27 protein-coding genes, 1 tRNA gene and 2 pseudogenes are annotated in these 26644 nt (G+C 51.7%); 14 read left to right on the top strand and 16 right to left on the bottom strand.

Annotated features, from left to right (window positions below):
• Positions 1-229 (top strand): annotated as a pseudogene (locus tag ACUU1I_RS05635) (protein-tyrosine kinase); the annotation flags it as partial.
• 114 nt (positions 230-343) lie between these two features.
• Here ACUU1I_RS05635 and appA read toward each other — a convergent pair.
• The 10 genes and pseudogenes from appA to hyaA all read right to left on the bottom strand — a co-directional run bounded on the left by appA (position 344) and on the right by hyaA (position 10084).
• Positions 344-1642, bottom strand: a complete 1299-nt coding sequence (gene appA / locus ACUU1I_RS05640) for a bifunctional acid phosphatase/4-phytase (RefSeq protein WP_005061766.1) — start codon at positions 1640-1642, stop codon at positions 344-346.
• 79 nt (positions 1643-1721) lie between these two features.
• Positions 1722-1814 carry a cytochrome bd-II oxidase subunit CbdX gene (gene cbdX, locus ACUU1I_RS05645; protein WP_000270304.1) on the bottom strand — a complete coding sequence of 31 codons (93 nt, stop codon included), beginning with the start codon at positions 1812-1814 and terminating at the stop codon, positions 1722-1724.
• Positions 1815-1825: 11 nt separating this feature from the next.
• The gene (gene appB / locus ACUU1I_RS05650) at positions 1826-2962 is read right to left on the bottom strand and encodes a cytochrome d ubiquinol oxidase subunit II (RefSeq protein WP_000460803.1); all 1137 of its coding nucleotides are present in this window, start codon (positions 2960-2962) and stop codon (positions 1826-1828) included.
• Between the two features lie 11 nt (positions 2963-2973).
• Positions 2974-4518: a cytochrome bd-II oxidase subunit 1 gene (appC, locus tag ACUU1I_RS05655; protein WP_000263563.1), complete on the bottom strand. Its 1545-nt coding sequence runs from the start codon at positions 4516-4518 to the stop codon at positions 2974-2976.
• A 133-nt stretch (positions 4519-4651) separates the two neighbouring features.
• Complete coding sequence (locus tag ACUU1I_RS05660; protein WP_000004911.1) at positions 4652-5509, bottom strand: hydrogenase expression/formation protein; 858 nt, start codon at positions 5507-5509, stop codon at positions 4652-4654.
• On the bottom strand, positions 5506-5904 hold the full coding sequence (gene hyaE, locus ACUU1I_RS05665; RefSeq protein WP_000063973.1) for a hydrogenase-1 operon protein HyaE: 399 nt from the start codon (positions 5902-5904) through the stop codon (positions 5506-5508). The genes ACUU1I_RS05660 and hyaE overlap by 4 nt, the downstream gene beginning before the upstream one ends.
• Positions 5901-6488, bottom strand: coding sequence for a hydrogenase 1 maturation protease (gene hyaD / locus ACUU1I_RS05670; RefSeq protein ID WP_000003657.1), 588 nt, complete (start codon positions 6486-6488; stop codon positions 5901-5903). Before hyaD ends, hyaE begins: the two co-directional genes overlap by 4 nt.
• Complete coding sequence (hyaC, locus tag ACUU1I_RS05675) at positions 6485-7192, bottom strand: Ni/Fe-hydrogenase b-type cytochrome subunit (RefSeq protein ID WP_001186405.1); 708 nt, start codon at positions 7190-7192, stop codon at positions 6485-6487. The genes hyaD and hyaC overlap by 4 nt, the downstream gene beginning before the upstream one ends.
• A gap of 18 nt (positions 7193-7210) precedes the next feature.
• Positions 7211-8969 (bottom strand): annotated as a pseudogene (gene hyaB, locus ACUU1I_RS05680) (Ni/Fe-hydrogenase large subunit).
• Positions 8966-10084: a hydrogenase 1 small subunit gene (hyaA, locus tag ACUU1I_RS05685; RefSeq protein ID WP_001058326.1), complete on the bottom strand. Its 1119-nt coding sequence runs from the start codon at positions 10082-10084 to the stop codon at positions 8966-8968. The pseudogene hyaB and the gene hyaA overlap by 4 nt, the downstream one beginning before the upstream one ends.
• Positions 10085-10509: 425 nt before the next feature.
• Here hyaA and ACUU1I_RS05690 point away from each other — a divergent pair.
• From ACUU1I_RS05690 to tusE, 3 genes are all read left to right on the top strand, one after another.
• A tRNA-Ser gene (locus ACUU1I_RS05690) sits at positions 10510-10597 on the top strand.
• Between the two features lie 206 nt (positions 10598-10803).
• Positions 10804-11463: an FtsH protease modulator YccA gene (gene yccA / locus ACUU1I_RS05695; RefSeq protein WP_000375136.1), complete on the top strand. Its 660-nt coding sequence runs from the start codon at positions 10804-10806 to the stop codon at positions 11461-11463.
• A gap of 90 nt (positions 11464-11553) precedes the next feature.
• Positions 11554-11883: a sulfurtransferase TusE gene (gene tusE, locus ACUU1I_RS05700; RefSeq protein WP_000904442.1), complete on the top strand. Its 330-nt coding sequence runs from the start codon at positions 11554-11556 to the stop codon at positions 11881-11883.
• Here tusE and yccX read toward each other — a convergent pair.
• On the bottom strand, positions 11880-12158 hold the full coding sequence (gene yccX / locus ACUU1I_RS05705; RefSeq protein ID WP_000048219.1) for an acylphosphatase: 279 nt from the start codon (positions 12156-12158) through the stop codon (positions 11880-11882). The genes tusE and yccX overlap by 4 nt on opposite strands.
• Positions 12159-12252: 94 nt before the next feature.
• Here yccX and rlmI point away from each other — a divergent pair, with 94 nt between their 5' ends.
• Both rlmI and hspQ read left to right on the top strand, forming a co-directional pair.
• Positions 12253-13443 (top strand): 23S rRNA (cytosine(1962)-C(5))-methyltransferase RlmI, encoded by a 1191-nt coding sequence (gene rlmI / locus ACUU1I_RS05710; protein WP_000116288.1) that lies wholly within the window; start codon positions 12253-12255, stop codon positions 13441-13443.
• A 57-nt stretch (positions 13444-13500) separates the two neighbouring features.
• Complete coding sequence (gene hspQ / locus ACUU1I_RS05715; RefSeq protein ID WP_001295356.1) at positions 13501-13818, top strand: heat shock protein HspQ; 318 nt, start codon at positions 13501-13503, stop codon at positions 13816-13818.
• Positions 13819-13862: 44 nt separating this feature from the next.
• Here the strand turns inward: hspQ and ACUU1I_RS05720 are convergent, their stop codons facing one another.
• Positions 13863-14276: a CoA-binding protein gene (locus tag ACUU1I_RS05720; protein ID WP_000665217.1), complete on the bottom strand. Its 414-nt coding sequence runs from the start codon at positions 14274-14276 to the stop codon at positions 13863-13865.
• A gap of 172 nt (positions 14277-14448) precedes the next feature.
• Here ACUU1I_RS05720 and ACUU1I_RS05725 point away from each other — a divergent pair, with 172 nt between their 5' ends.
• Both ACUU1I_RS05725 and mgsA read left to right on the top strand, forming a co-directional pair.
• Complete coding sequence (locus ACUU1I_RS05725; protein ID WP_000847791.1) at positions 14449-15111, top strand: DUF2057 family protein; 663 nt, start codon at positions 14449-14451, stop codon at positions 15109-15111.
• Between the two features lie 95 nt (positions 15112-15206).
• Positions 15207-15665 carry a methylglyoxal synthase gene (mgsA, locus tag ACUU1I_RS05730; RefSeq protein ID WP_000424181.1) on the top strand — a complete coding sequence of 153 codons (459 nt, stop codon included), beginning with the start codon at positions 15207-15209 and terminating at the stop codon, positions 15663-15665.
• Positions 15666-15696: 31 nt separating this feature from the next.
• Here the strand turns inward: mgsA and helD are convergent, their stop codons facing one another.
• Positions 15697-17751 (bottom strand): DNA helicase IV, encoded by a 2055-nt coding sequence (helD, locus tag ACUU1I_RS05735; RefSeq protein WP_005069564.1) that lies wholly within the window; start codon positions 17749-17751, stop codon positions 15697-15699.
• 122 nt (positions 17752-17873) lie between these two features.
• Here helD and ACUU1I_RS05740 point away from each other — a divergent pair, with 122 nt between their 5' ends.
• A complete protein-coding gene (locus ACUU1I_RS05740) occupies positions 17874-18320 on the top strand; it encodes a YccF domain-containing protein (RefSeq protein ID WP_001261235.1) in 447 nt (148 codons plus the stop codon).
• 9 nt (positions 18321-18329) lie between these two features.
• The gene (gene yccS, locus ACUU1I_RS05745) at positions 18330-20492 is read left to right on the top strand and encodes a YccS family putative transporter (protein ID WP_000875052.1); all 2163 of its coding nucleotides are present in this window, start codon (positions 18330-18332) and stop codon (positions 20490-20492) included.
• Here the strand turns inward: yccS and sxy are convergent.
• Complete coding sequence (sxy, locus tag ACUU1I_RS05750; RefSeq protein ID WP_000839153.1) at positions 20455-21084, bottom strand: CRP-S regulon transcriptional coactivator Sxy; 630 nt, start codon at positions 21082-21084, stop codon at positions 20455-20457. The genes yccS and sxy overlap by 38 nt on opposite strands.
• Before the next feature lie 218 nt (positions 21085-21302).
• On the opposite strand from sxy, the gene sulA reads away from it, so the two are divergent.
• On the top strand, positions 21303-21812 hold the full coding sequence (gene sulA / locus ACUU1I_RS05755) for an SOS-induced cell division inhibitor SulA (protein WP_000288715.1): 510 nt from the start codon (positions 21303-21305) through the stop codon (positions 21810-21812).
• A 355-nt stretch (positions 21813-22167) separates the two neighbouring features.
• Positions 22168-23214: a porin OmpA gene (gene ompA / locus ACUU1I_RS05760; protein WP_005047463.1), complete on the top strand. Its 1047-nt coding sequence runs from the start codon at positions 22168-22170 to the stop codon at positions 23212-23214.
• 75 nt (positions 23215-23289) lie between these two features.
• Here the strand turns inward: ompA and matP are convergent, their stop codons facing one another.
• On the bottom strand, positions 23290-23742 hold the full coding sequence (gene matP, locus ACUU1I_RS05765; RefSeq protein WP_000877161.1) for a macrodomain Ter protein MatP: 453 nt from the start codon (positions 23740-23742) through the stop codon (positions 23290-23292).
• Positions 23743-23926: 184 nt separating this feature from the next.
• On the opposite strand from matP, the gene ACUU1I_RS05770 reads away from it, so the two are divergent.
• Entirely contained in the window at positions 23927-25687 is a 1761-nt protein-coding gene (locus ACUU1I_RS05770; protein WP_000156487.1) for an AAA family ATPase, read from the top strand.
• 68 nt (positions 25688-25755) lie between these two features.
• On the top strand, positions 25756-26274 hold the full coding sequence (gene fabA / locus ACUU1I_RS05775) for a bifunctional 3-hydroxydecanoyl-ACP dehydratase/trans-2-decenoyl-ACP isomerase (protein WP_005069575.1): 519 nt from the start codon (positions 25756-25758) through the stop codon (positions 26272-26274).
• A 69-nt stretch (positions 26275-26343) separates the two neighbouring features.
• On the opposite strand, the gene rmf is transcribed toward fabA, so the two are convergent.
• Entirely contained in the window at positions 26344-26511 is a 168-nt protein-coding gene (gene rmf / locus ACUU1I_RS05780) for a ribosome modulation factor (RefSeq protein ID WP_000828648.1), read from the bottom strand.
• Between the last annotated feature and the right edge of the window lie 133 nt (positions 26512-26644).

Below are 26644 nucleotides of genomic sequence, written 5' to 3' on the forward strand. Positions count from 1 at the left end.
GCTGGCGGTGAGCGATGCTGCGGTCGTGGGACGCTCTGTCGGCACCAGCCTGCTGGTTGCGCGTTTTGGCTTGAACACCGCCAAAGAGGTGAGCTTGTCAATGCAGCGTCTGGAACAGGCTGGCGTTAATATTAAAGGCGCAATCCTCAATGGTGTGATTAAACGCGCCAGCACCGCTTACAGTTACGGCTATAACTATTACGGTTATAGTTACTCCGAGAAAGAGTAAAACTGAAAGTGACCGGATGCGGCGTGAACGCCTTTTCCGGTCTACGCATTAGACAGTTCTTCGTTTGTCATCAGCCTCAGAGCATTCAGGTAACTGAATGCTCTTTTTTATGCATTACAAACTGCACGCCGGTATGCGTGCTTCATTCACGATTTGCGTAAAACCTGCCAACGAACACATGCCCTGCGCATTTCGCTCTTCACATCCTGCCAGGGTCAGTTTCACCTCTCCGGGCGGCGTATTTAATGACAGCGGCGTTTTATCACGCATCTGCTGTAAAGTCTGGAAGACCAGCGAAACCTGAATCCACTGGCTGTTATCGCTTAGCCGACGCCAGCGTTCAAACACCAGTTCACCACCTGGCGGCGTGTTATCCGGCTGACCTGGAAGCGTCCAGTTGAGCTCCAGTGCGCCGCCGAGATTTGCCAGATTAGTATCGTGTCCGGCAATAAACAGCACTGAAGTGGGTAATGTCACACCATACGCCTGTTTTTGCGGTGGATGGGGCGTCAACGCTGCCATGATCAAATCCAATAACGGGGTGGCGCGACTGCGGGCAACCTCCGGCGTGCGTTGTAGTAAATAAAATTGCGCGTTATGCAAACTTAGCAAGGTGTTCCACTGGTGTGAATCGGTGATCCTTCCCCACCCCGGCTCCGGCATTCCTTGTGCCTGTTGCAGGAGAAATATCTCCGTCAGCATTGATGCGAGGCTTACCGCACCGGTTAATGAGACATTGTCGGCGCTCACCTTGAGTTCCGATGGTAATGCCTGCGTTAATGAACAGCTTTCGTCCTGTTTCTCACGGTTAAGGCACAAGTTTGATTGCGGGAAATTAAGCACCCGTTCCAGTTCGCGAAACGCCGTTTGCCGATGCCCGGTAAAGTCAGCAATTGACCCTCCTGCCCTGCAAAGGATCGCGTCAGTCACGTTCGCGTTATCCAGTTGGCAAACGCCAGTTTTTAGAGGATTAAATAACGGATCGGGACTGGACGTATCTGCCTGGGTATGTACGGTTATTGCACAGTCAGGTGCCAGCCCGGCGGCGAAGGCTTCGCCTGTTTTACGGGTACGCTCGTCGACATCAGCAATAATCGCGACCTGAGCAGACTGCGGGCAGCCCTTTTTCGCCAGCAATCCGTCGGCTACCAGACGCTGGCGTTGGTAATGTCCGAGATAGGCGATTAGCTCACCACCGCGCGGTGTCAGCCAACCCAGTTTTACCGGCCAAGTTGGCCATGCGTCTGGGGTGACATCCTGCATCAGTTGCGTGGCCTTGGTTGGAGCACGCACACCATGACGACTGACAATCACCATACTTTCCAGCTTCAGCTCCGGCTCACTCTGAGCGAATGCAGATTGCGGGGTTAACGGAATCAGAAGAGATAAAAATGGGATTAAGATCGCTTTCATCGATATGTTTCCGCTTTTCATATCTAACATTATTGATTGCCTGATGCGATGCTAATGCGCCGCATCAGGCCTACGTTCGTTAACTTTTCAGACGCAGGTCCAGCCATACCAACACAAGGGTGGAGAGCGAACACATCAACAAAATGCCGACGAACCAAAGTAAATACCACATGTTCCTGCTCCTTAGTACAACTCGTTTTCGTTACGGCGGAGAGTTTCTGTTGTCATGCGTCCCCACATTTTGTAGTAGCTCCAGAGAGTGTAGAGCAACACAATGGGCAAAAATATCAGCACGATTACCAACATAATGCTCAGCGTCAGCTGACTGGAAGTGCTGTCCCACAACGTCAGGCTGGAGATTGGACTCACACTTGACGGCATGACAAAGGGGAACAGCGTGATGCCTGCCGTGAAAATCACGCCAAATTGCATCAATGATGCCATCAAAAATCCCCAACCCGGGCGACCACGATAAATCGCCATCACCGTCAGCAATGGGCAGAAGAACCCCAGCAGCGGGAAGATCCACAAAACGGGCGATTCGACGAAATTATTCATCCAGGCACCAGGTAGCACTGCCACCAGTTTCATTAACGGATTGGAAGGACCGTTAGCATCCTGGGCGAGCAGTACAAAGCCATCAATACCGACCCACAGCCAGTAACCTGCCAGCAAAAAGCACAGCATCACCAACAGTGCAGCGCGTTTAGTCGCCAGCTGTGAACGCAGATGAATCACACCAACAGTTTTCAGTTGTAACCAGACGCCACCTTGCAAAATCACCATCCCAAGGCTGAGCAAACCACACAATAAAGGGAATGGCGTCAGCAGTTGCCAGAAGCTGCCGAGATACTCCACGCGTAATTGCGGTGTGAAGGCAAACGGCACGCCGAGCAACAAGTTGCCGAAGGCGATACCGAAGACTACCGGCGGCACCAGACTGCCGATGACCAGACCGGCATCCCACATTTTACGCCAGCGTGCATCGGCAATTTTTCCGCGATAATCAAAGGCCAGCGGACGGAAGAACAGCGAGCACAGCACCAGGATCATCGCCACATAAAAGCCGGAAAACGCCGCTGCATACACTCTGGGCCAGGCGGCAAATAATGCCCCACCTGCGAGGATCAACCAGACCTGATTGCCTTCCCAGTGCGCACCAACGCTATTAATCACTATCCGGCGTTCATCATCATTACGCGCCACCAGCGGCAGCAAACAGCCGATCCCCATGTCAAATCCGTCGGAGATCATAAAGACCACCAGGATCACGCCAATCAGCAGCCACCAGATGAAGCGCAATGTTTCATAATCAAACATGATTTTCTCCTTTACCCCTGTTGCTGCGTCGGTTGTTCACTCTGCATCGCGCTCGGCCCCAGACGGGCATATTTCTGCATCAGGTAGACTTCGGCGATTAAGAACAGGGTGTAAAGACCTACGATCATGATCAGTGAGAAAGCCAGTTGTCCTGTGGTTAAAGCGGAGTGCGCGGAGTATGTCGGTAAGATGTCCTGTATCGCCCACGGCTGACGACCAAACTCGGTCATAAACCACCCGGCTTCAATCGCAATCCACGGCAACGGCAAACTCCAGAGCGCCATTTTCAGCACCCAGCGATGCTGGTCGATTTTGCCACGCAGCGTCTGGACAAGCGCAATCAGCATCACCAGTAGCAGCAGGGAACCACAGCCCACCATGATGCGGAAACTCCAGAATACCGGCGCAACCTGAGGTATCGCGCCACGCATCGCCGCCTGGTACTGTGCGGCTGTGACATGATTCATATCCGGCGCATAGCGGGAGAGCAACATGCCGTAACCAAGGTCGCCTTCCAGCTCCCGGAATGCCTGCAACACATGCGGCTCACGATTGCCTTGAGATATTTCCTGCATTAACAGCCAGGCCATACGTCCGCGTTGCAAGCGTGGGTAGGTTTCAGCCATCAAATTCTTCAGACCCGGCACGGGTTTATCTAATGAGTGAGTGGCGAGGATCCCTAGCAGCGCGGGAATTTTGATGGCAAAGGCGTTACGCTCTTGATCCTGTTCCGGCCAGGCAACCACATGGAACGGTGCAGGAGCAGGTTCCGTTTGCCACTCCCCTTCCATCGCCGCCAGTTTTACCGGTTGTACTTGCGCGACTTCATACGCAGAACTGTCTCCGAGTTGCAGGGTACCGATAATCGCCAGAGTACCGAAGACGGAACCGATGGCAAACGAGCGTAATGCGACATCGCGCTCCCGTCCGCGCAGTAAATACCAGGCGCTGATCGCCATAATAAACATGGCCCCGGTCACGTAGCCCGCCATGACGGTGTGCACAAATTTCACCTGGCTGACCGGGTTAAAGACCAGCTCGCTGAAGCTGGTCATCTCCATACGCAGGGTGTCGATATCAAAATGCGCACCGGTCGGGTATTGCATCCAACCGTTGGCATTCAATATCCACAATGCAGAGAGATTTGAACCGAACGCCACCAGCCACGTCACCAGCAGGTGCTGGTATTTATTCAGCCGTTGCCAGCCGAAGAAGAACAGCCCGACAAAGGTGGATTCGAGGAAGAAGGCCATTAATGCTTCCATCGCCAGTGGTGCGCCAAAAATATCGCCCACATAGTTGGAATAGAATGACCAGTTAGTACCAAACTGAAACTCCATGGTCAGGCCGGTAGCCACGCCAAGAGCAAAATTGATACCGAAGAGCTTACCCCAGAAGCGCGTCATATCGCGGTAGATTGTTTTGCCGGTGACCACGTAAATGGTTTCCATGATAGCCAGCAAAAAAATCAGCCCCAGGGTAAGGGGTACAAATAAAAAGTGATACAGCGCGGTCAGAGCAAACTGCCAGCGCGATAAATCAATGACATCCCACATGCGCACTCCTGTAGGCGAAGAGAGAAAAATAACCCGATAATGTTAGATCTCCCTCTTTATCCTGAAACTCTACGACCAGAGGTATTCGCCGATTGCGATATTCATAAGACTGAAAGCGATACTTACCGTCTTTTTACGTCGGTGCAGCTTCCGCCAGCCACTGACATACCTCGCTAAGCCGCTGCGCAGAGTCGACCAAATCTTCTGGCGCTGCCAGCACCACTTCCGGTATTGGGCAGATTTCATAACTTTCCAGTAACGGGCCTTTTAAGGTGTCCGTACAGCGTAAATGCCAGACATGGCGTAACCCCGTGGAGTTGATATAGCTCTCGCCATAGCCAATGGTACGAATCTGAATATTTCCCGGCCCACAGAGACGTGAGAGAAAAAGCCGATCAGCCTCGCTGATGGGTAATTGCGTCAGATTAATGCTGTGCGGCTGCGCGTCGGGGTTACGTACATGTGCCAGTAACTCATGCGCCAACGGTAGGCCATTCATCAGGCCATCAATGGGCGGCGGTAACAGCGAATCTGTCGGCAAGAGATTTTGCGTTGCCGCCTGCCACAACGCCAGCGGCGCGCAGCCAGCCTCCAGTTTGTCCTCCAGCAACTTTTCGCCGCGACGTCTGCGCACCCGCCATAATCCGCAGAAGATCGCCTCCTGTATTTCACTTTTACTGTCGTCAGCCTGCTGAATGCGCACTGACACTTCCCCTTCCCCGAGAAGCGTATTGATAAAGTGACGATCGTCGGCGTTGAGATTTAACAGATCGACTGCCAGCACCTCGCCCAACGGCGGCTGGCGTTCGCTTAGTTGATGTTGTAACTCGTTTAACAGCGCAATCACCTGCGGGCTGTGAGCACATTGCTCCAAGGCCGCCATACTCGGTTCATCATTCACCTGACAGGTGATCGGCAGTGGATTCATGCTGAAACTGTCATCGTTCGGTTGCGTTCCTGGCCCCAGCAGATGGAAAAAAGTTTCGCTCATGAGGCACGCTCCTGCTGCGGTTCGACAAGCCCGCGCATCAGGTTTATCAGTTCCGCCCACGGGTGAATACCATTCAGCACGCCGCGATAGTTTCCGCCGGTAAACACTAAAGTGGCAGGAAAGCGAAAGGCGCCAAAGCGATCGCCGATGGCTTCGCTCTGCTCAAGGTCAGCAATCGCCACCTGCCATGTATAGTCGGGAAACTCGTGCAGTAATTCGCCAATCATTACCGGATTATCGCTGACCTCTGGCGTGCGTTTCGGGTCACTGCTTAATAACACCACGCCGTCTGGCGCTTGCGTAAGCCAGTCGTCAAGACGGGATTCACTGACCGGCGTCCAGCCGCGCGCCAGCATTCGTTGCCACAACGCATCAAATGGCGTGTCGTTGCTCATCCCTGCTCCTCCTGTGTCATCCGGTACTGGCGCAAGCGAACGCCTTCGTAATTTTCCATCGACAGACAGTCATAATTGAGACAACGCGATTCATTAGCCGGTTGCGGCACACTTCCCCACGCAGCCAACTGCGCCAGCGCCGATTGTTCCGCAGCGGGCAGTTGCTCCCGTGCCAGTTCGCTCAGGCTGCCGCCGTAGTCGTCGAGCATCGCGGGTTGCAGCCCGACGAGGGCAATATGTGCTGGCAGATGTCCGCGGATATCTGCCAGCGCCAGCACTTCGGAGAAACTGTTCTGATGCAGGCTCATTTTCTTCGCGCTGAGATAGGCCGGAATGCGTTCTCCGGCATAGGTTCGCAGCCTTCCAGGTTCCAGCCCGTAGTCAATGGCATCGAGAATCAACAGATGGCTGGCGCTTTCGACATACCCCAGCAAGTTCAGTCCCTGAGTACCGCCATCGACAATCTCCACATACTCGGGCCAGTGGTAATGGGCATACAGCCGTTCCGCCACCCGCACGCCGAAGCCTTCATCGGCCCACAGCAGGTTGCCCAGCCCCATGACCACCACGCGTTGCTCGCTCATGAACGCTCCTTGTTACTTATTTTGCCAAATTTGTGGCTACGGTAGCCGTTGACCATGGTGGAGATCACCGTGTCGTCGGACATGATGTCTTCACGCAGCGCCATGTAGACATGACCGATCACAAACGCCCCAATCAGCCACATCCCCAGCCGATGCCAGCTGTGAATGTCCATTGAGTTGCCACCCGTCCAGTAGAAAAATTCCACCACATAACGGAACGGCGCAAAAATAGCGTACTGGCTGTGTTCGCTGTACAGCGCAAAACCGGTGATGATCATAAAGACCGACATCAGGAAATAGCCGAACATCGCCGCCTGGGCGATGGGGTTATGGCCTATATCGGCACTCGGACGTTTTGCCAGAAACAGATACCAGCGGATTTCATACCACACGCCCTGCCACCAGCTTTTACGCCATACCGGCACGATAAACAGCTCGCGGGAGTAACGATTGCCAACAAAAGCCCAGTAGATCCGCATCAGCAAGACCACGGTAAAAATCATCCCGGCGCTGAAGTGAATTAACCTGATGTAACCCATATAGAACAGATACGTCGCCTCGCCACTGACGGAAGGTAGCGGCTTGCCGATAAAGTAACCGGTGACCATCAACACCGCCATGCATAACACCGTCAGCCAGTGCCAGATACGAACTGGTGCTTCAAAGACATAGTGGCTGACAATGTTGTCGCTTTTCTGTTGCATGATGATTCTCCTTCGCTGTTAACGCACCTGCACGGAGATCAGCTCGCTACCGTCGTCGCCCAGCACATGAGTTGAACAGGCGAGGCACGGATCAAAGCTGTGCAGAGTACGCAGGATCTCCAGCGGTTGCTCGGGGATCGCCATTTTGGTGTTCATCAGCGCCGCTTCATAAGCGCCAATCTGCCCTTTGGGATCGCGCGGGCTGGCGTTCCAGGTGGTCGGCACCACGCACTGGTAGAGATCAATCTTGCCATCGCGAATGGCGGCCCAGTGGCCTAACGCTCCGCGCGGCGCTTCGGTAAAGCCGACGCCACGGCACTCTGTCGGCCAGGTTGCAGGTTCCCATTTTTCAGTGGAAGCAGTGGCGAGATTGCCATTTTTCAGGTTGGTCATCAGCTTGTCGAAGAAATACTGCAACTTACCTGCGGCCCAACGTTGACTGGATACCGGAAAGCGGCAGGTTCAACGCCGACATCATGCGATCGACCGACTCAACGGTCGCAGCATCGCCTTTGTGATAAGCGATTAACGTGCGTGCCAGCGGCCCCACTTCCATCGCGTTACCGCGCCAGCGTGGCGCTTTGATCCACGAGTAGCGTTCCTGTTCATTCAGCTGCTGAATGTTGGTATCGCTGCCTTTGACATCGCCGGGGTTGTACCACGGGTCGGTAATGCCATCGAATGGATGACGCCCGACCTGATCGTTGGGATAACGATACCAGGCGTGATCGACAAACTCCTGCACCTGCTGCGGATCAACCAAATCCACTGGCAGCACATTGTTGAAGTCGCCGTTAATCACCGCGCCGCCAGGCATCAGCAGACTTTTCTCACCAAAGTCGTTGGCAATATCCGGGAATGCGCCGTAGCTGAGGACACATTTATCAGAAAGACCCGTGCCGATTTCGCTCCACGGTTTGTTGAACTGACCGATGGCTAAGGCGTCGGGGATCATCACGTTGTTAATGAAGTCTGCCGTGCGGGTGATAATCGACTGCACCAGGTTCAGGCGTTCCATATTGACCGCCCCGACCGCGCCGCTTTCGTCAATGTTAATGGCGCAAGGCATCCCGCCGACAATCCAGTTTGGATGCGGGTTTTTACCGCCAAAGACCGCGTGAATTTTGACAATTTCACGTTGGAAATCGAGAGCTTCGAGATAGTGGGCAAAGCCCATCAGGTTGGCTTCTAGCGGCAATTTGTACTGCGGGTGCCCCCAGTAGCCATTGCGGAAGATCCCCAACTGCCCGCCTTCAACGAATTTCTTCAGGCGATTTTGTACGTCGAAGAAATAGCTAGGGGATGATTTCGGCCAAGAGGAGAGACTTTGCGCCAGTTCGGAGGTTTTTCGCGGGTCGGCTTTCAGCGCATCTAACACGTCGATCCAGTCCATCCCGGCAAGCTGATAGAAGTGCACCAGATGATCGTGGCACCAGAGCGTTGTCAGCATAATGTTGCGGATGATATTGGCGTTGTCCGGCACTTTAATACCGATGGCATCTTCGATGGCGTAAACCGAAGCCAGGGCGTGTACGCCAGTACAGACGCCGCAGATACGTTCAACGAACGCCCACGCATCGCGCGGGTCGCGCCCTTGCAGGATGATCTCCAGCCCGCGAAACATGGTGCCGCAGGAGACGGCATTGGTGATCACATTCTGATCGTTAATATTCACTTCGCAGCGCATGTGGCCTTCGATGCGCGTAATCGGGTCGACCACCAGGCGGCGTCCGGCATTATTGATGGTGTATCCCTGAGTTTCGTACTGAGTGCTCATGCCTGTTTATCCTCATTGCCTGGCTGATGTTCGGTTTCTGTAGGTTGCTGGTTATGACGTCTGCGTTGGTCAACGGCGCTGGCAACTGCGTGCACACCAACAGCTGCTGCCACCACGCCAAGCGCGGTTAAACCGACGGTATCGGCGGTGGAATGAGTACCCATTTGCGGAATATCGACCACGCGGCTGTAGAACGAACCGCGATCCCAGAAACCATTTTCCGCACAGCCCAGGCAGCCGTGACCAGACTGGATTGGGAAAGAAACGCCATCATTCCAGCGTGTGGAGGAACAGGCGTTATAGGTGGTAGGCCCTTTGCAGCCCATTTTGTACAGGCAATAACCTTTGCGGGCAGCGTCATCATCCCAACTCTGGACGAACTCTCCGGCGTCGAAGTGAGCGCGGCGATAGCATTTATCGTGGATACGCTGACCATAAAACATCAGTGGACGACCCATTCTGTCGACATCTGGCAAGCGATCAAAGGTCACCATGTAAGTAATGATGGCGCTCATCACATCCGGGATCGGCGGGCAGCTAGGTACTTTGATAATGGGTTTGTCGGTGATGACTTTGTCGATAGGCGTTGCCTGTGTCGGATTAGGTCGCGCGGCCTGCACGCAGCCCCAGGACGCGCAGGTTCCCCAGGCGATAATCGCGCTGGCTCCGGCAGCGGCACGTTTGAGTTTCTCAATAAACGGTCGACCGCTGCTGATACAGAACATCCCCTGCTCGCCCAGCGGCGGATTACCTTCTACTGCGAGGATATATTTGCCATTATATTGCGTGATGATGTCTTCAAAGACTTCTTCCGCCTGGGTTCCGGCGGCAGCCATCAGGGTATCGTCGTAATAGAGGGAAATCAGGGAAAGGATGACGTCCTTCGTCAGTGGGTGAGCGGAGCGGATAAAAGATTCGGTACAGCAGGTACATTCCAGACCGTGGATCCATACCACCGGAATGCGCGGTTTGTTCTCCAGCGCCCAGGCAATCTTTGGTGCCATTCCCGCGCCTAATCCCAGCGACGTGGCAGCCAGACTACAATATTTGAGAAAGCTGCGCCGGGTAACGCCCTGACGCCGCATGGCCTGGTAAAATGTTTCCTCGTTATTCATATCGCACGTCTCTTCTCCTAGCAACACCGGCAGGACACCGGGCGCTTATGGTCGGCAAGCGACGTCCCTGTAGCAAGGCAAACCATCGCTTCACGTGAGATGCTGAAAACGAAAGCTCATCCTTCTGCACTGGCACACGTCGCCAGAAAGTATTGTTAATAAAGCGTAGTGAAACTTTTGCACAAAACAACACAAACTGTGTGGATTTATCTTTTAGCGATAAAAATGGACCTATTTTTCTTTAGCCGGGCGATGGGGATGTTTAGCCGGTTGCTAAACGAGTAAAAGAGAAGGAATTCATGGTGATGAAATGATCAATCTGCTGTTATTTCACGCTATCAATGCACTTTTGGCTGTTTTTCAGGCAAACAAACAAATTAGGGGTTTACACGCCGCATCGGGATGTTTATAGTGCGCGTCATTCCGGAAGTGTGGCCGAGCGGTTGAAGGCACCGGTCTTGAAAACCGGCGACCCGAAAGGGTTCCAGAGTTCGAATCTCTGCGCTTCCGCCAAATAAGATAAGGGGTTAGCTAAATGCTAACCCCTTTTTCTTTTGCCTGTCGGAATTCTCAGGGCGTTATATTTGCTTAATGACCTGATAATCCGCTGTTAAACCTGTTCCAGATCAAATGCGTAAAGATGGGTAAAACTTCTGGGTGCCCTTACGCATTATCATTATGCTGCTTAATTAATTACATCTGTCATAGAGAGTGACTCAATGGATCGTATTGTTAGTTCTTCACATGACCGTACATCACTGCTTAGCACCCATAAGGTGCTGCGTAATACCTATTTTCTGCTGAGCCTGACGCTGGCCTTTTCGGCGATTACCGCAACTGCCAGTACGGTGCTGATGCTGCCATCTCCGGGTCTGATTCTGACGCTGGTGGGTATGTATGGTTTGATGTTCCTGACCTATAAAACGGCGAATAAGCCGACCGGGATTATCTCCGCATTCGCCTTTACCGGTTTTCTGGGTTATATCCTCGGACCAATTCTGAACACCTATCTGTCTGCCGGAATGGGTGACGTAATCGCTATGGCACTGGGCGGAACGGCGTTAGTGTTCTTCTGCTGCTCTGCATATGTGCTGACCACCCGCAAAGATATGTCGTTCCTCGGCGGTATGCTGATGGCGGGTATTGTGGTGGTACTGATTGGTATGGTTGCTAATATCTTCCTGCAACTGCCTGCTCTGCATCTGGCGATCAGCGCGGTCTTCATTCTGATCTCCTCTGGCGCTATCTTGTTTGAAACCAGCAACATCATTCATGGCGGTGAAACGAACTATATTCGTGCCACGGTTAGCCTGTATGTTTCGCTGTACAACATCTTCGTCAGCCTGCTGAGCATTCTGGGCTTCGCCAGCCGCGATTAATCTCACCCGCTAACACTTTCATAGCCTCGCTTTATGCGGGGCTTTGTTTTTTGTTACACTGCCGCCAGTCTGATTAAGGTAGTAATAATTATGCTGATCTTCGAAGGTAAAGAGATAGAAACGGATACCGAAGGCTATCTCAAAGAAAGCAGCCAGTGGAGTGAACCGCTGGCAGTGGTGATTGCAGAGAACGAAGGGATTTCGCTGTCGCCAGAACACTGGGAAGTGGTGCGTTTTGTACGTGACTTCTACCTGGAATTTAATACGTCTCCGGCGATTCGTATGCTGGTAAAAGCGATGGCGAATAAATTTGGTGAAGAAAAAGGTAACAGCCGCTATTTATACCGACTGTTCCCGAAAGGCCCGGCTAAGCAAGCCACCAAAATTGCTGGCCTGCCAAAACCGGTAAAATGTATTTAACGGATACGAAAATCGGTTAATTCCCCCGAGGGATGATGCGGCTCGCTGAGCACCCGTTCTACACGCGCAGAACGCGGGCCGCCACTCTTTAACCACTGCATTAATTTTTCTACCTGCCCTTCTTCACCGCAGGCAACCACTTCCACGCTGCCATCGTCAAGATTTTTGGCGTACCCGGTTAAGCCCAGTCTTTTCGCTTCGTACTGTGTGGTGTAGCGAAATCCTACGCCCTGAACTCGCCCGTAAATCCAGGCAATTATGCAGACTTTCGACATTGCTGCTCTCCTTATCCTTAATGGACGCGTTGCAAATCCATGGAAAACTCCGGACAATGACGCCCATTTCTTTGCATCGACAGAAAAGTAAATTATGAGTGTACGTTTAGTGTTAGCCAAAGGGCGCGAAAAATCATTACTTCGTCGCCATCCGTGGGTCTTTTCCGGGGCCGTTGCCCGCATGGAAGGTAAAGCCAGCCTCGGTGAAACCATCGATATTGTTGATCATCAGGGAAAATGGTTAGCACGCGGCGCTTATTCGCCAGCTTCGCAAATCCGGGCGCGCGTCTGGACGTTTGACCCGTCTGAGTCTATCGACATTGCTTTTTTTTCCCGCCGTTTGCAACAAGCACAAAAATGGCGTGACTGGCTGGCGCAAAAAGATGGCCTCGACAGCTATCGTTTAATCGCCGGAGAATCTGATGGCCTGCCGGGTATTACTATCGATCGTTTCGGTAATTTTCTGGTGCTGCAACTGCTGAGTGCTGGCGCAGAATATCAGCGCGCGGCATTAATTAGTGCCCTGCAAACGCTGTACCCGGAATGTGCGATTTACGATCGCAGCGATGTTGCGGTACGTAAAAAAGAAGGGATGGAGCTGACCCAGGGCCTCGTCACCGGCGAGTTGCCGCCTGCCCTGCTGCCGATTGAAGAACACGGCATGAAGCTGCTGGTGGATATTCAGCACGGACACAAAACGGGCTACTATCTGGACCAGCGAGACAGCCGCCTGGCTACCCGCCGCTACGTTGAAAATAAACGTGTGCTGAACTGTTTCTCCTATACCGGTGGTTTCGCCGTATCGGCACTGATGGGCGGTTGCAGCCAGGTTGTCAGCGTTGATACCTCCCAGGAAGCGCTGGATATTGCACGGCAGAACGTTGAGCTGAACAAACTGGATCTGAGCAAGGCTGAGTTTGTCCGTGATGATGTCTTTAAATTGCTGCGTACTTATCGCGATCGCGGTGAAAAATTTGACGTTATCGTGATGGACCCGCCGAAGTTTGTTGAGAATAAAAGCCAGTTGATGGGCGCGTGTCGTGGTTATAAAGACATCAACATGCTGGCGATTCAGTTGCTGAATGAAGGCGGTATTCTCCTGACTTTCTCCTGTTCCGGTCTGATGACCAGCGATTTATTTCAGAAAATCATCGCGGATGCCGCAATTGATGCCGGTCGTGATGTACAATTTATAGAGCAGTTCCGTCAGGCAGCCGATCATCCGGTGATCGCTACCTACCCGGAAGGGCTATATCTGAAAGGGTTTGCCTGTCGCGTCATGTAACTTGAAATGTGGAATTTTACCCTTATATCAAAGGTAAAGATTTCCCGGGAGGTGACTATGATTGCCAGCAAATTCGGTATCGGCCAGCAGGTCCGCCATTCCCTGTTAGGTTATCTCGGAGTGGTCGTGGATATCGACCCGGTTTATTCGCTCTCTGAACCGTCGCCTGATGAGCTGGCGGTGAATGACGAGCTTCGCGCCGCTCCGTGGTATCACGTGGTGATGGAGGACGATAACGGCCTACCGGTTCATACCTACCTGGCTGAAGCCCAGCTAAGTAGCGAATTGCAGGATGAACATCCTGAACAGCCATCCATGGATGAGCTGGCGCAGACCATCCGCAAACAACTCCAGGCCCCGCGTCTGCGTAACTAATCCCTGAACAAATCCCCGGAAGGTTTTTGCCTTCCGGGGATTTTTTATTTGGCCAGACCCAGGCGAGGGATCTCAATAGCCGGGCAGCGATCCATCACCACATTTAACCCGGCATCCCGTGCCAGTACTGCCGCTTGCTCATTAATCACCCCCAGTTGCATCCAGAGGGTTTTCGCGCCAATGGCAATAGCTTCCTGTGCCACGCCCCACGCCGCTTCTGAATTACGGAAAACATCGACCATATCGACCTTTTCCGGAACGTCTGCCAGCGTGCCATACCCCTGCTGGCCCAGCAGCGTTTTGCCGGCAACTTTTGGCGAAACCGGAATGACGTGATACCCCTGGTCGAGTAGATATTTCATCACGCGATAGCTGGGGCGATCGGGTTTGTCGCTTGCCCCCACCAGCGCAATGGTGTGAGTGGACGTTAAAATGCCTGCAATATCGGTTTCTTTCATTATTTCCTCCAGACTGTTTAACAAAGTGTACGACAAAGCCGACATGCCAACCATGCAGCTAATACGAATGAATGAGAGCAAAAGCGGGAAATATGTCTATATGTTAGTAAGTATGATTAAAGAAAAATTTTGACACATTATTATTCGGGCGGTCTTTTGACAGGAGCTACCTATGAAAACCGGCATCGTGACCACCTTGATTGCATTATGTTTGCCGGTATCCGTTTTTGCCACCACGCTGCGGCTTTCAACCGATGTCGATCTTCTGGTACTCGACGGCAAAAAGGTTTCCAGCTCTCTGCTGCGCGGTGCGGACAGCATTGAACTGGACAATGGACCGCATCAGTTAGTGTTTCGCGTTGAGAAGACGATTCATCTTTCCAATAGTGAAGAACGGCTGTATATCTCCCCACCGCTGGTGGTCAGTTTTAATACCCAGCTCATCAACCAGGTCAATTTTCGCCTGCCTCGCCTGGAGAATGAGCGGGAAGCTAACCATTTTGATGCCGCGCCGCGCCTTGAATTGTTGGATGGCGATGCGACGCCGATTCCGGTAAAGCTGGATATTCTCGCCATTACCTCAACGGCAAAAACGATTGATTATGAGGTCGAGGTTGAACGCTATAACAAATCCGCGAAACGCGCTTCACTACCGCAATTTGCCACGATGATGGCAGATGACAGTACGCTGCTTTCGGGTGTTTCCGAGCTGGATGCTATTCCACCGCAGTCTCAGGTGCTCACAGAACAACGGCTGAAGTATTGGTTTAAACTGGCTGACCCACAAACGCGAAATACTTTCCTGCAATGGGCGGAAAAACAACCATCTTCCTGAGATTTTTGTGCCTGTGCGCAGGCTTTTTCGGTCTTTATCTTGCAGCGATAAGTGCTTACAGTAATCTGTAGGAAAGTTAACTACGGATGTACATTATGGAACTGACGACTCGCACTTTACCTGCGCGGAAACATATTGCGCTGGTGGCACACGATCACTGCAAACAAATGCTGATGAGCTGGGTGGAACGGCATCAACCGTTACTGGAACAACACGTACTGTATGCAACAGGCACTACCGGTAACTTGATTTCCCGCGCGACCGGCATGAACGTCAACGCGATGTTGAGTGGCCCAATGGGGGGTGACCAGCAGGTTGGCGCATTGATCTCAGAAGGGAAAATTGATGTATTGATTTTCTTCTGGGATCCACTAAATGCCGTGCCGCACGATCCTGACGTGAAAGCCTTGCTGCGTCTGGCGACGGTATGGAACATTCCGGTCGCCACCAACGTGGCAACGGCAGACTTCATTATCCAGTCGCCGCATTTCAACGACGCGGTCGATATTCTTATCCCCGATTATCAGCGTTATCTCGCTGACCGTCTGAAGTAATATTGCACAGGTGGCAAACGCCACCTGTTTCTTACGGTTTTCTCGCCACCGGCACATCCAGATTTTTCAGTATTTCCACAAAGGGAGAGGGATTCTCTTTGTTAAACAGTGCCCATACCCGATGGCGTGCCCGGGTCAGCGCCACGTACATTAAACGCCGTTCTTCAGCGTCCGGGAAATCCTCAACCGGTGGCAGTAGCGCCTCTTCCATAATCGACTCCCGCGCCGCAGCCGGAAAACCATCACTCCCCTCCTGCAAGCCAACGATGATGACGTAATCCGCCTGTTGCCCTTTGCTGGCATGAATGGTCATAAAGTCGATTTGCAACTTCGGCCAGCGTGTTGCCGCTTTTTCCAGGCTGGCAGGCCTCATGTGATGGTAACGCGCCAGGATCAGAATGCGCTCTTCCGGTTTGGCATAACCAGAGAGCTTATCCAGCAAAGCGTCAAGTTGACTCTCATCCAATAACGTGACAGCTTTTTTGTCTCCATTGGTTAAGCTGTTTAGCGGCTTTTTCAGCTGGCCTGGGTTCTGCTGAATAAACCGGTTTGCCACCTCACCGATACGACTGTTAAAACGGTAAGTCGTGTCTAAATCACAGCGATCGCCTTCACCAAAGTTTTCATGGAAAGCGGTGGTGAGCGACATTTGCGCACCGCTGAATCGGTAAATCGCCTGCCAGTCATCACCAACGGCGAACAACGTCGTCTGACTGTTTTGCTTGCGTAATGCCGCTAACAACGCTGCGCGCTGCGGCGAGATATCCTGAAATTCATCAACCAGAATATGCTTCCACGGGCTGATAAAGCGGCCTTTCTCCAGAATCACAATCGCCTGATGAATAAGGCCCGAAAAATCGACAGCGTTTTCTGCCTTCAGCGCACCTTTCCAGGCTTTTAATAACGGGGCCATCAACTTGATACGTTTACTGAACAGATCGCGAATCTCTTCGGGTGCACTGGCAATCATTTCTGCCTGTGCACCACCGTGCATCCGCATCAGACTTACCCAGCGATCGAGGCGAGAGGCAAGGCGACGCTGTAATTTTTCATCATCCCAGAAGTTACCTTCTGGCACTGACCACTGCATTTCTTCCGTCAGCCATTGCCGCCAGCCCTTCGCCTGCGCTTTCTTTTCGCTGCATTGCTTGCGCCACTCAGCAATAAAGAGTTCATGACGGGCAGCGGTATCATTTTCCAGTTTGCTGACTATCGGAACTTTTTTGCTGCCCTGCTGAATAATATGCAGCGCCAGCGCATGAAACGTGCGTGCGGTAATGTCTTCGGTATGTAGCCGTTCGCGAATCCGCTCGTCCATCTCTTCAGCGGCTTTGCGACCAAACGCCAGCAATAAAATTTGCTCAGGGGACGCTTCACCACGCGCCAGCAACCAGCCTGCACGGGCCACCAGCACCGACGTTTTTCCGCTTCCTGCACCGGCCAGCACTAACAGAGAATGCTCGCCATTAACGACTGCCCGGGCCTGCGCCGGATTCAGCGGTGAAGACTCGACCTGGCGGAAAAAATCCGCATACTCGGTAAGCATGGCTTCGGTATACGCCTGGTTATGCTGCAACCGAGCGCTTTCAATATCTTTCAACCAAGCCTGACATTTACGCCACGCCTCACGGCAGTTATCGAATTCTTCCAGTCGGTTAACCGGCAACGGCAACGCCGACAAAGCCTGGCGGATTTGTTGCTGAACGTCAGAGGTTTGCTCACGCGTCAGCCATTTATTTTCTCCAGTGCGCGTGGCAATCAAATCCAGTTGCTGGCGTAAAACACCAGACGCAATTTCGCTCATCTCGCCACTCCACCGCCGCCAGTGAGCATCAAGATGATGGTAAAAACGCTGCGTCTCGCCCCATTCTGTGCCGTGCAGACGCACCACTTTTTCGTCCGGCAGTACAAATTCCAGCTCGCCCCATACCAGACCGCGCTTACAGTGAATCGCCAGTAATTGATTGAAAGGAATAAGGTATTCGTGGCGATCGCCGGAGACTTTAATCCCGGCATTGAGGATCACCGCCCGATCGTAAGGGTGCTGTGCCAGACGTTTTCCAAGCGTTGTCGCTTTCAGTTCCATGACTCTGTAGATCCACACGAAATTATTTCTTATCAGTGTAACCGTCAGAGAAAACGTGCTCCAGCCCAAAAAAACGTTACAATTGCCGCCCATTACTGAAAACCACAGTAAAGCGAGGTTTTATGCGTACCGTTTTGAACATTCTGAACTTTGTGCTTGGCGGATTTGCCACCACTCTGGGCTGGCTGTTGGCGACTCTGGTCAGTATTGTGCTGATTTTTACCTTACCGCTGACACGATCCTGCTGGGAGATCACTAAACTGTCTCTGGTGCCTTATGGCAATGAAGCTATTCATGTCGATGAACTGAACCCGGCTGGCAAAAATGTGTTGCTGAATACTGGCGGTACGGTATTGAATATTTTCTGGCTGATTTTCTTTGGCTGGTGGTTATGCCTGATGCACATTGCAACGGGCATCGCACAATGTATTTCAATCATTGGCATTCCTGTCGGCATTGCGAACTTTAAAATTGCCGCTATTGCACTATGGCCGGTTGGTCGTCGCGTGGTATCGGTAGAAACAGCGCAAGCTGCGCGTGAAGCCAATGCACGTCGTCGTTTTGAATAATCCACTAATATGGCCTTTATGCTAAGTCCTTTGCTCAAACGCTATACTTGGAACAGCGCCTGGCTGTATTACGCGCGTATTTTTATTGCGCTTTGTGGAACCACAGCGTTTCCGTGGTGGCTGGGTGATGTAAAACTGACGATTCCGCTAACGCTGGGGATGGTGGCAGCGGCGCTGACCGATCTCGATGACCGACTGGCGGGACGTTTGCGTAACCTCATCATTACGCTGTTCTGCTTTTTTATCGCCTCGGCCTCAGTAGAATTGCTGTTTCCCTGGCCCTGGCTATTTGCGATTGGCTTAACGCTCTCTACCAGCGGCTTCATTTTGCTCGGCGGTCTGGGTCAACGCTATGCAACAATTGCCTTCGGTGCATTGCTGATCGCCATTTACACTATGTTGGGAACATCACTGTATGAGCACTGGTATCAGCAGCCGATGTATCTGCTGGCCGGTGCCGTCTGGTACAACGTCCTGACACTTATTGGTCATCTGCTGTTCCCGGTCCGCCCGCTGCAGGACAACCTGGCGCGTTGCTATGAACAACTGGCGCGTTATCTTGAGCTCAAGTCGCGCATGTTTGATCCTGATATTGAAGATGAAAGCCAGGCACCGCTGTACGATTTGGCTCTCGCCAACGGTCAGCTGATGGCGACATTGAATCAGACGAAACTCTCGCTGCTGACCCGCTTACGTGGCGATCGTGGTCAACGGGGAACGCGTCGCACGCTGCATTATTACTTTGTCGCACAGGATATTCACGAGCGTGCCAGCTCTTCTCATATTCAGTATCAAACATTGCGTGAACATTTTCGCCACAGCGACGTGCTGTTCCGTTTTCAGCGGCTGATGTCGATGCAGGGCCAGGCGTGCCAGCAACTGTCACGCTGTATTTTGTTGCGTCAGTCTTATCAACATGATCCGCATTTTGAGCGCGCTTTTACGCATATTGATGCTGCGCTGGAGCGGATACGCGATAACGGCGCACCCGCCGATTTACTCAAAACACTGGGATTTTTGCTGAACAATTTACGCGCCATTGATGCCCAACTGGCAACAATTGAATCAGAACAGGCCCAGGCACTACCCCGTAATAATGACGAAAATGAGCTCGCTGATGACAGCCCGCACGGATTGAGTGATATCTGGCTGCGTCTTAGCCGTCACTTCACGCCGGAATCCGCCCTCTTCCGTCATGCGGTAAGAATGTCGCTGGTGTTGTGCTTCGGCTACGCCATCATTCAAATAACCGGAATGCATCACGGGTATTGGATCTTGCTGACAAGTTTGTTTGTCTGCCAGCCAAACTATAACGCCACGCGCCACCGCCTGAAGTTAAGGATTATTGGTACGCTGGTAGGTATCGCGATTGGCATTCCTGTGCTGTGGTTTGTGCCATCACTGGAAGGGCAGCTGGTGCTGCTGGTTATTACCGGCGTGCTCTTTTTTGCCTTCCGTAACGTGCAATACGCTCATGCAACGATGTTCATCACACTTTTGGTGCTACTGTGTTTTAACTTACTGGGTGAAGGTTTTGAAGTAGCGTTACCTCGCGTAATCGATACGCTGATTGGTTGTGCCATTGCGTGGGCGGCAGTGAGCTACATCTGGCCCGACTGGAAGTTTCGCAATCTGCCGCGAATGCTCGAACGCGCCACAGAGGCCAACTGTCGCTATCTCGATGCCATACTGGAGCAATACCATCAGGGGCGTGATAACCGTCTGGCGTATCGTATTGCCCGCCGCGATGCACACAACCGTGATGCTGAACTGGCGTCTGTGGTATCAAATATGTCCAGCGAACCGAACGTTACCCCGCAAATTCGCGAAGCCGCGTTTCGCTTGCTGTGCCTTAACCATACGTTTACCAGCTATATCTCAGCCCTCGGTGCTCACCGGGAGCAGTTAACTAATCCTGAAATTCTGGCGTTTCTTGATGACGCAGTTTGCTATGTTGATGACGCGTTACATCATCAACCTGCTGATGAAGAACGCGTCAATCAGGCATTAGCTGGCCTGAAACAGCGGATGCAGCAACTTGAACCACGGGCAGATAGCAAAGAACCTCTGGTCGTACAACAAGTTGGGTTATTGATTGCATTACTGCCAGAGATTGGTCGTCTGCAACGCCAGATTACTCAAGCTCCGCAGGAAACTCCTGTTTCGGCGTAAGAGAGTCAGCCCATTCTGCAAGCTCCTGGCGGCGTGCCACCGGGAGCGCAGCTTCATGAATGCCGATAATGGCACCTTCAAGCATAAACAGAATCTTTTCTGTCACCAGACTGTTTTGCTGCCGCAGTCGCAACCAACACATTTTTGCCCCAAGTATACGTAACGCCCGTACATCCTTAATCCCCACCTCCCCGAGAATCGCTTCCAGATGAAAAGACATATTGGGCAAATCTTTCAGTCTTTCCCGGGTATTGCGCGTGCTTTTCTCTTTCAGCGCTGCATCGAGAGAATATTTCGACAGACGCACCAGCTTCAGTTGATTTCGCCATAGACTTTCATCAACCCGATAGTAATTGAGGGTAACGGATCGGCCACACTTTTTATATGTCAGCCAGACAGGCGGATGTTTTACACAGTACTGTGCACTTTGCTCACAAGCCCGAAGATACAACTCACCATCAGAAACCATCGCAAACACCGTGTCGTCAACGGTCAGGCTGTAACTGCCAAACAATGATCGGTATTCAATTGTGCCCAACGTTGCCAGGTATTCTTGTGATTTATAGATCCGCTTATAGGAGAGGCTTTTCATAAAATTCCTTTTAAAATCATAACATAAAAGAATGATTCACATTAACGGATCCGTTAACTACGAAAATAGGCAACTTATTCTTAAGGGGCAAGATTAATTTATGTTTTCCCGTCACCAACGACAAAATTTGCGAGGCTCTTTCCGAAAATAGGGTTGATCTTTGTTGTCACTGGATGTACTGCACATCCATACAGTAACTCACAGGGGCTGGATTGATTATGTACACTTCAGGCTATGCACATCGTTCTTCGTCGTTCTCATCCGCAGCAAGTAAAATTGCGCGTGTCTCTACGGAAAACACTACAGCCGGGCTTATCAGTGAAGTTGTCTATCGCGAAGATCAGCCCATGATGACGCAACTTCTACTGTTGCCATTGTTACAGCAACTCGGTCAGCAATCGCGCTGGCAACTCTGGTTAACACCGCAACAAAAACTGAGTCGGGAATGGGTTCAGGCATCTGGGCTACCCTTAACGAAAGTAATGCAGATTAGCCAGCTCTCCCCTTGCCACACAGTGGAGTCAATGGTTCGCGCTTTACGCACGGGCAATTACAGTGTGGTGATCGGTTGGTTGACAGATGATTTGACTGAAGAAGAGCATGCTGAACTTGTTGATGCGGCAAATGAAGGTAACGCTATGGGGTTTATTATGCGTCCGGTAAGCGCATCCTCTCACACAACGAGACAACTTTCCGGGCTAAAAATTCACTCTAATTTGTATCATTAAGTAAATTTAGGATTAATCCTGGAACTTTTTTTGTCGCCCAGCCAATGCTTTCAGTCGTGACTAATTTTCCTTGCGAAGGCTTGTCTGAAGCGGTTTCCGCGTTTTTTTTCTGTAAATTGTCGCTGACAAAAAGATTAAACATACCTTATACAAGACTTTTTTTTCATATGCCTGACGGAGTTCACACTTGTAAGTTTTCAACTACGTTGTAGACTTTACATCGCCAGGGGTGCTCGGCATAAGCCGAAGATATCGGTAGAGTTAATATTGAGCAGATCCCCCGGTGAAGGATTTAACCGTGTTATCTCGTTGGAGATATTCATGGCGTATTTTGGATGATAACGAGGCGCAAAAAATGAAAAAGACAGCTATCGCGATTGCAGTGGCACTGGCTGGTTTCGCTACCGTAGCGCAGGCCGCTCCGAAAGATAACACCTGGTACACTGGTGCTAAACTGGGCTGGTCCCAGTACCATGACACTGGTTTTATTCCTAACAATGGTCCGACCCACGAAAACCAACTGGGTGCAGGTGCTTTTGGTGGTTACCAGGTTAACCCGTATGTTGGTTTTGAAATGGGTTACGACTGGTTAGGTCGTATGCCGTACAAAGGCGACAACATCAACGGCGCATACAAAGCTCAGGGCGTTCAGCTGACCGCTAAACTGGGTTACCCAATCACTGACGATCTGGACATCTACACTCGTCTGGGTGGTATGGTATGGCGTGCAGACACCAAGGCTAACGTACCTGGTGGCGCATCCTTTAAAGACCACGACACTGGCGTTTCTCCGGTTTTCGCAGGTGGTGTTGAGTACGCGATCACTCCTGAAATCGCTACCCGTCTGGAATACCAGTGGACCAACAACATCGGTGACGCAAACACCATCGGTACTCGTCCGGACAACGGTCTGCTGAGCTTGGGTGTTTCCTACCGTTTCGGTCAGGGCGAAGCAGCTCCGGTAGTTGCTCCAGCTCCGGCACCGGAAGTACAGACCAAGCACTTCACTCTGAAGTCTGACGTTCTGTTCAACTTCAACAAAGCAACCCTGAAACCGGAAGGTCAGGCTGCTCTGGATCAGCTGTACAGCCAGCTGAGCAACCTGGATCCGAAAGACGGTTCCGTAGTTGTTCTGGGTTACACTGACCGCATCGGTTCTGACGCTTACAACCAGGGTCTGTCCGAGCGCCGTGCTCAGTCTGTTGTTGATTACCTGATCTCCAAAGGTATCCCGGCAGACAAGATCTCCGCACGTGGTATGGGCGAATCCAACCCGGTTACTGGCAACACCTGTGACAACGTGAAACAGCGTGCTGCACTGATCGACTGCTTGGCTCCGGATCGTCGCGTAGAGATCGAAGTTAAAGGTATCAAAGACGTTGTAACTCAGCCGCAGGCTTAAGTTATCGTCTGGTAGAAAAACCCCGCTGCTGCGGGGTTTTTTTTGCCTTTAGTAAATTGAACTGACTTTCGTCAGTTATTCCTTACCCAGCAATGCCTGCAGATCCTGCTTCAGAGAAGACATTTTATTCGCGTATTTCTCTTTGTTTTCCGCATCTTCAATCAGCTGAACAATCGTTTCAGAAAGCGTTTTACCGCGACGCTGTGCAAGACCAGCCAGACGTTGCCAGACAATAAATTCCAGATCGATCGATTTTTTGCGCGTATGCTGGTGTTCCGCATTAAAATGGCGCTTCCGTCTGGCCCGAATGGTCTGCTTCATGCGATTGACCAGTTCCGGATTCATATGCTTGTCAATCCAGCCATTTACCAGCACGGGTTCATTTTCGAGCGAGAGCAACACATCGACGGCTTCCTGGGCGGCACTGGCTTCTATGTAACGGGTAATTAACTCCCCTTCGCGATGCTTCTTTACCAGATACTTCCATTTCCAACCGCTTTCAAGATTTTCAAGTTGTTGATATTTCATAGCGATCTCAATGTTACCGTGTAACTCTTTACAGAATATCAGCTTTTTAGGCCAGTGAAGAAAAGAATCTCCATCCTGTGAGCTTTAACGCCCAGCCAGGAGTATTGTCGGTGCTTTCTACGTGTGCTGTAGTGCCGGTTACGGTATAATCGCGGCTTTGACAACAGACTAAAAAACATCAACTTTGACCATTACGAAACTTGCATGGCGTGACCTGGTTCCTGATACCGATAGCTATCAGGAAATATTTGCTCAGCCACATTTGATTGACGAAAACGATCCTTTATTCAGTGATACTCAACCGCGACTGCAATTTGCGCTGGAGCAGTTGCTGCATACGCGAGCATCCTCCTCTTTTATGCTGGCTAAGGCCCCGGAAGAGTCTGAGTATCTGAATCTTATTGCCGATGCCGCGCGTACGCTACAAAGCGATGCAGGCCAACTGGTGGGCGATCACTATGAGGTTTCCGGCCACTCCATCCGCTTACGTCACGCAGTGAGTGCAGATGATAATTTTGCGACTTTAACGCAAGTTGTCGCTGCCGACTGGGTAGAAGCGGAGCAACTCTTTGGCTGCCTGCGCCAGTTTAATGGCGACATTACCCTGCAGCCTGGTCTGGTGCATCAGGCAAATGGCGGTATTCTCATCATCTCTTTGCGTACACTGCTGGCGCAACCTCTGCTGTGGATGCGGCTGAAAAATATCGTTAACCGCGAGCGTTTTGACTGGGTTGCGTTTGATGAGTCGCGCCCTCTCCCCGTCTCTGTGCCTTCGATGCCATTGAAGCTGAAAGTCATTCTGGTAGGCGAACGCGAATCATTGGCTGATTTCCAGGAGATGGAGCCAGAGCTTTCAGAGCAGGCTATTTATAGCGAATTTGAAGATACTCTGCAGATTGTCGATGCGGAGTCAGTAAGCCAGTGGTGTCGCTGGGTGACATTTACCGCCAGACATAATCACTTACCTGCCCCGGGAGCGGATGCTTGGCCGGTACTTATCCGCGAAGCAGCACGCTACACCGGTGAACAAGAAACACTTCCGCTTAGCCCGCATTGGATCCTCCGCCAGTGTAAAGAGGTCGCCTCCCTGTGTGATGGCGACACCTTCTCCGGCGAGCAGCTAAATTTAATGCTGCAGCAGCGTGAATGGCGCGAAGGTTTCCTCGCTGAACGTATGCAGGATGAGATCCTTCAGGAGCAAATCCTGATTGAAACCGAAGGCGAACGCATCGGGCAAATTAACGCCCTTTCGGTCATTGAATTTCCGGGTCATCCACGCGCTTTTGGCGAACCTTCTCGCATTAGCTGCGTTGTGCATATTGGCGATGGTGAATTCACCGACATCGAACGCAAAGCGGAGCTTGGCGGCAATATCCATGCGAAAGGGATGATGATCATGCAGGCGTTCCTGATGTCGGAACTACAGCTTGAGCAACAGATCCCCTTCTCAGCATCGCTGACATTTGAGCAGTCATACAGTGAAGTGGATGGCGATAGTGCCTCGATGGCTGAACTCTGCGCCCTGATAAGCGCCCTCGCTGATGTGCCAGTGAATCAGAGTATCGCTATCACAGGTTCAGTCGATCAGTTCGGCCGCGTCCAGCCGGTCGGTGGTTTAAATGAGAAAATCGAAGGCTTCTTTGCTATTTGCCAGCAACGTGAGTTAACGGGGAAACAAGGTGTCATTATCCCCACTGCTAACGTTCGCCATTTAAGTCTTCACAGTGAACTGGTGAAAGCGGTAGAAGAAGGCAAATTCACCATCTGGGCAGTAGACGATGTGACTGACGCACTGCCGTTATTATTAAATCTGGTGTGGGATGGCGAAGGCCAAACGACGCTGATGCAAACCATCCAGGAACGTATCGCGCAAGCATCGCAACAGGAAGGACGTCACCGTTTTCCATGGCCATTACGTTGGCTGAACTGGTTTATTCCGAACTGATCGGACTTGTTCAGCGTACACGTGTTAGCTATCCTGCGTGCTTCAATAAAATAAGGCTTACAGAGAACATGGTAGATAAACGCGAATCCTATACAAAAGAAGACCTTCTTGCCTCTGGTCACGGTGAACTGTTTGGCGCTAAAGGCCCGCAATTGCCAGCACCGAACATGCTGATGATGGACCGTGTGGTCAAAATAACCGAAACGGGTGGTAACTTCGACAAAGGGTATGTTGAAGCAGAACTGGATATCAATCCGGATCTGTGGTTCTTCGGATGCCACTTCATTGGCGATCCGGTTATGCCGGGATGCCTGGGCCTGGACGCAATGTGGCAGCTGGTAGGGTTCTACCTCGGCTGGCTGGGCGGCGAAGGTAAAGGCCGCGCGCTGGGCGTTGGCGAAGTGAAATTCACTGGTCAGGTACTGCCGACAGCGAAAAAAGTGACCTACCGTATTCACTTTAAACGCATTGTTAATCGTCGTCTGATTATGGGTCTGGCAGATGGCGAAGTGCTGGTTGATTGTCGTCTGATCTATACCGCCAGCGACCTGAAAGTCGGTCTGTTCCAGGATACGTCTGCCTTCTGATTATCATCAGACAGAGTATCAAAAGGCGAAACCTCCGCAATGCGGAGGTTTCTTTTTAAAGAGACAGAATCAGGCCATTACTACCCTGTCCGCCATGGCTTCTCGCCAGCCTCCCAGCCATTGTGACCTTTGATTCAGCGTCTGATAGGGACACATTTCTTTTGAGCGTCCGGCGATGCCGGCCTGATAACCACGTTGATGTGCCCGTTCCAGGCGATCTCGTTTTTGTCTCTTCATGCCTCGTTTCCCTCATACTGGTTTCTGGTGGAAAAGAAAACAGTGATTACTAAATGTGCAATCACAGTTAAGCAATACCGCGAATCATAACTGCCGTCAATGCGCAAAATTCACGCCACTGTCATATTTGTGA

Source organism: Shigella sp. SIG3, assembly GCF_053555855.1.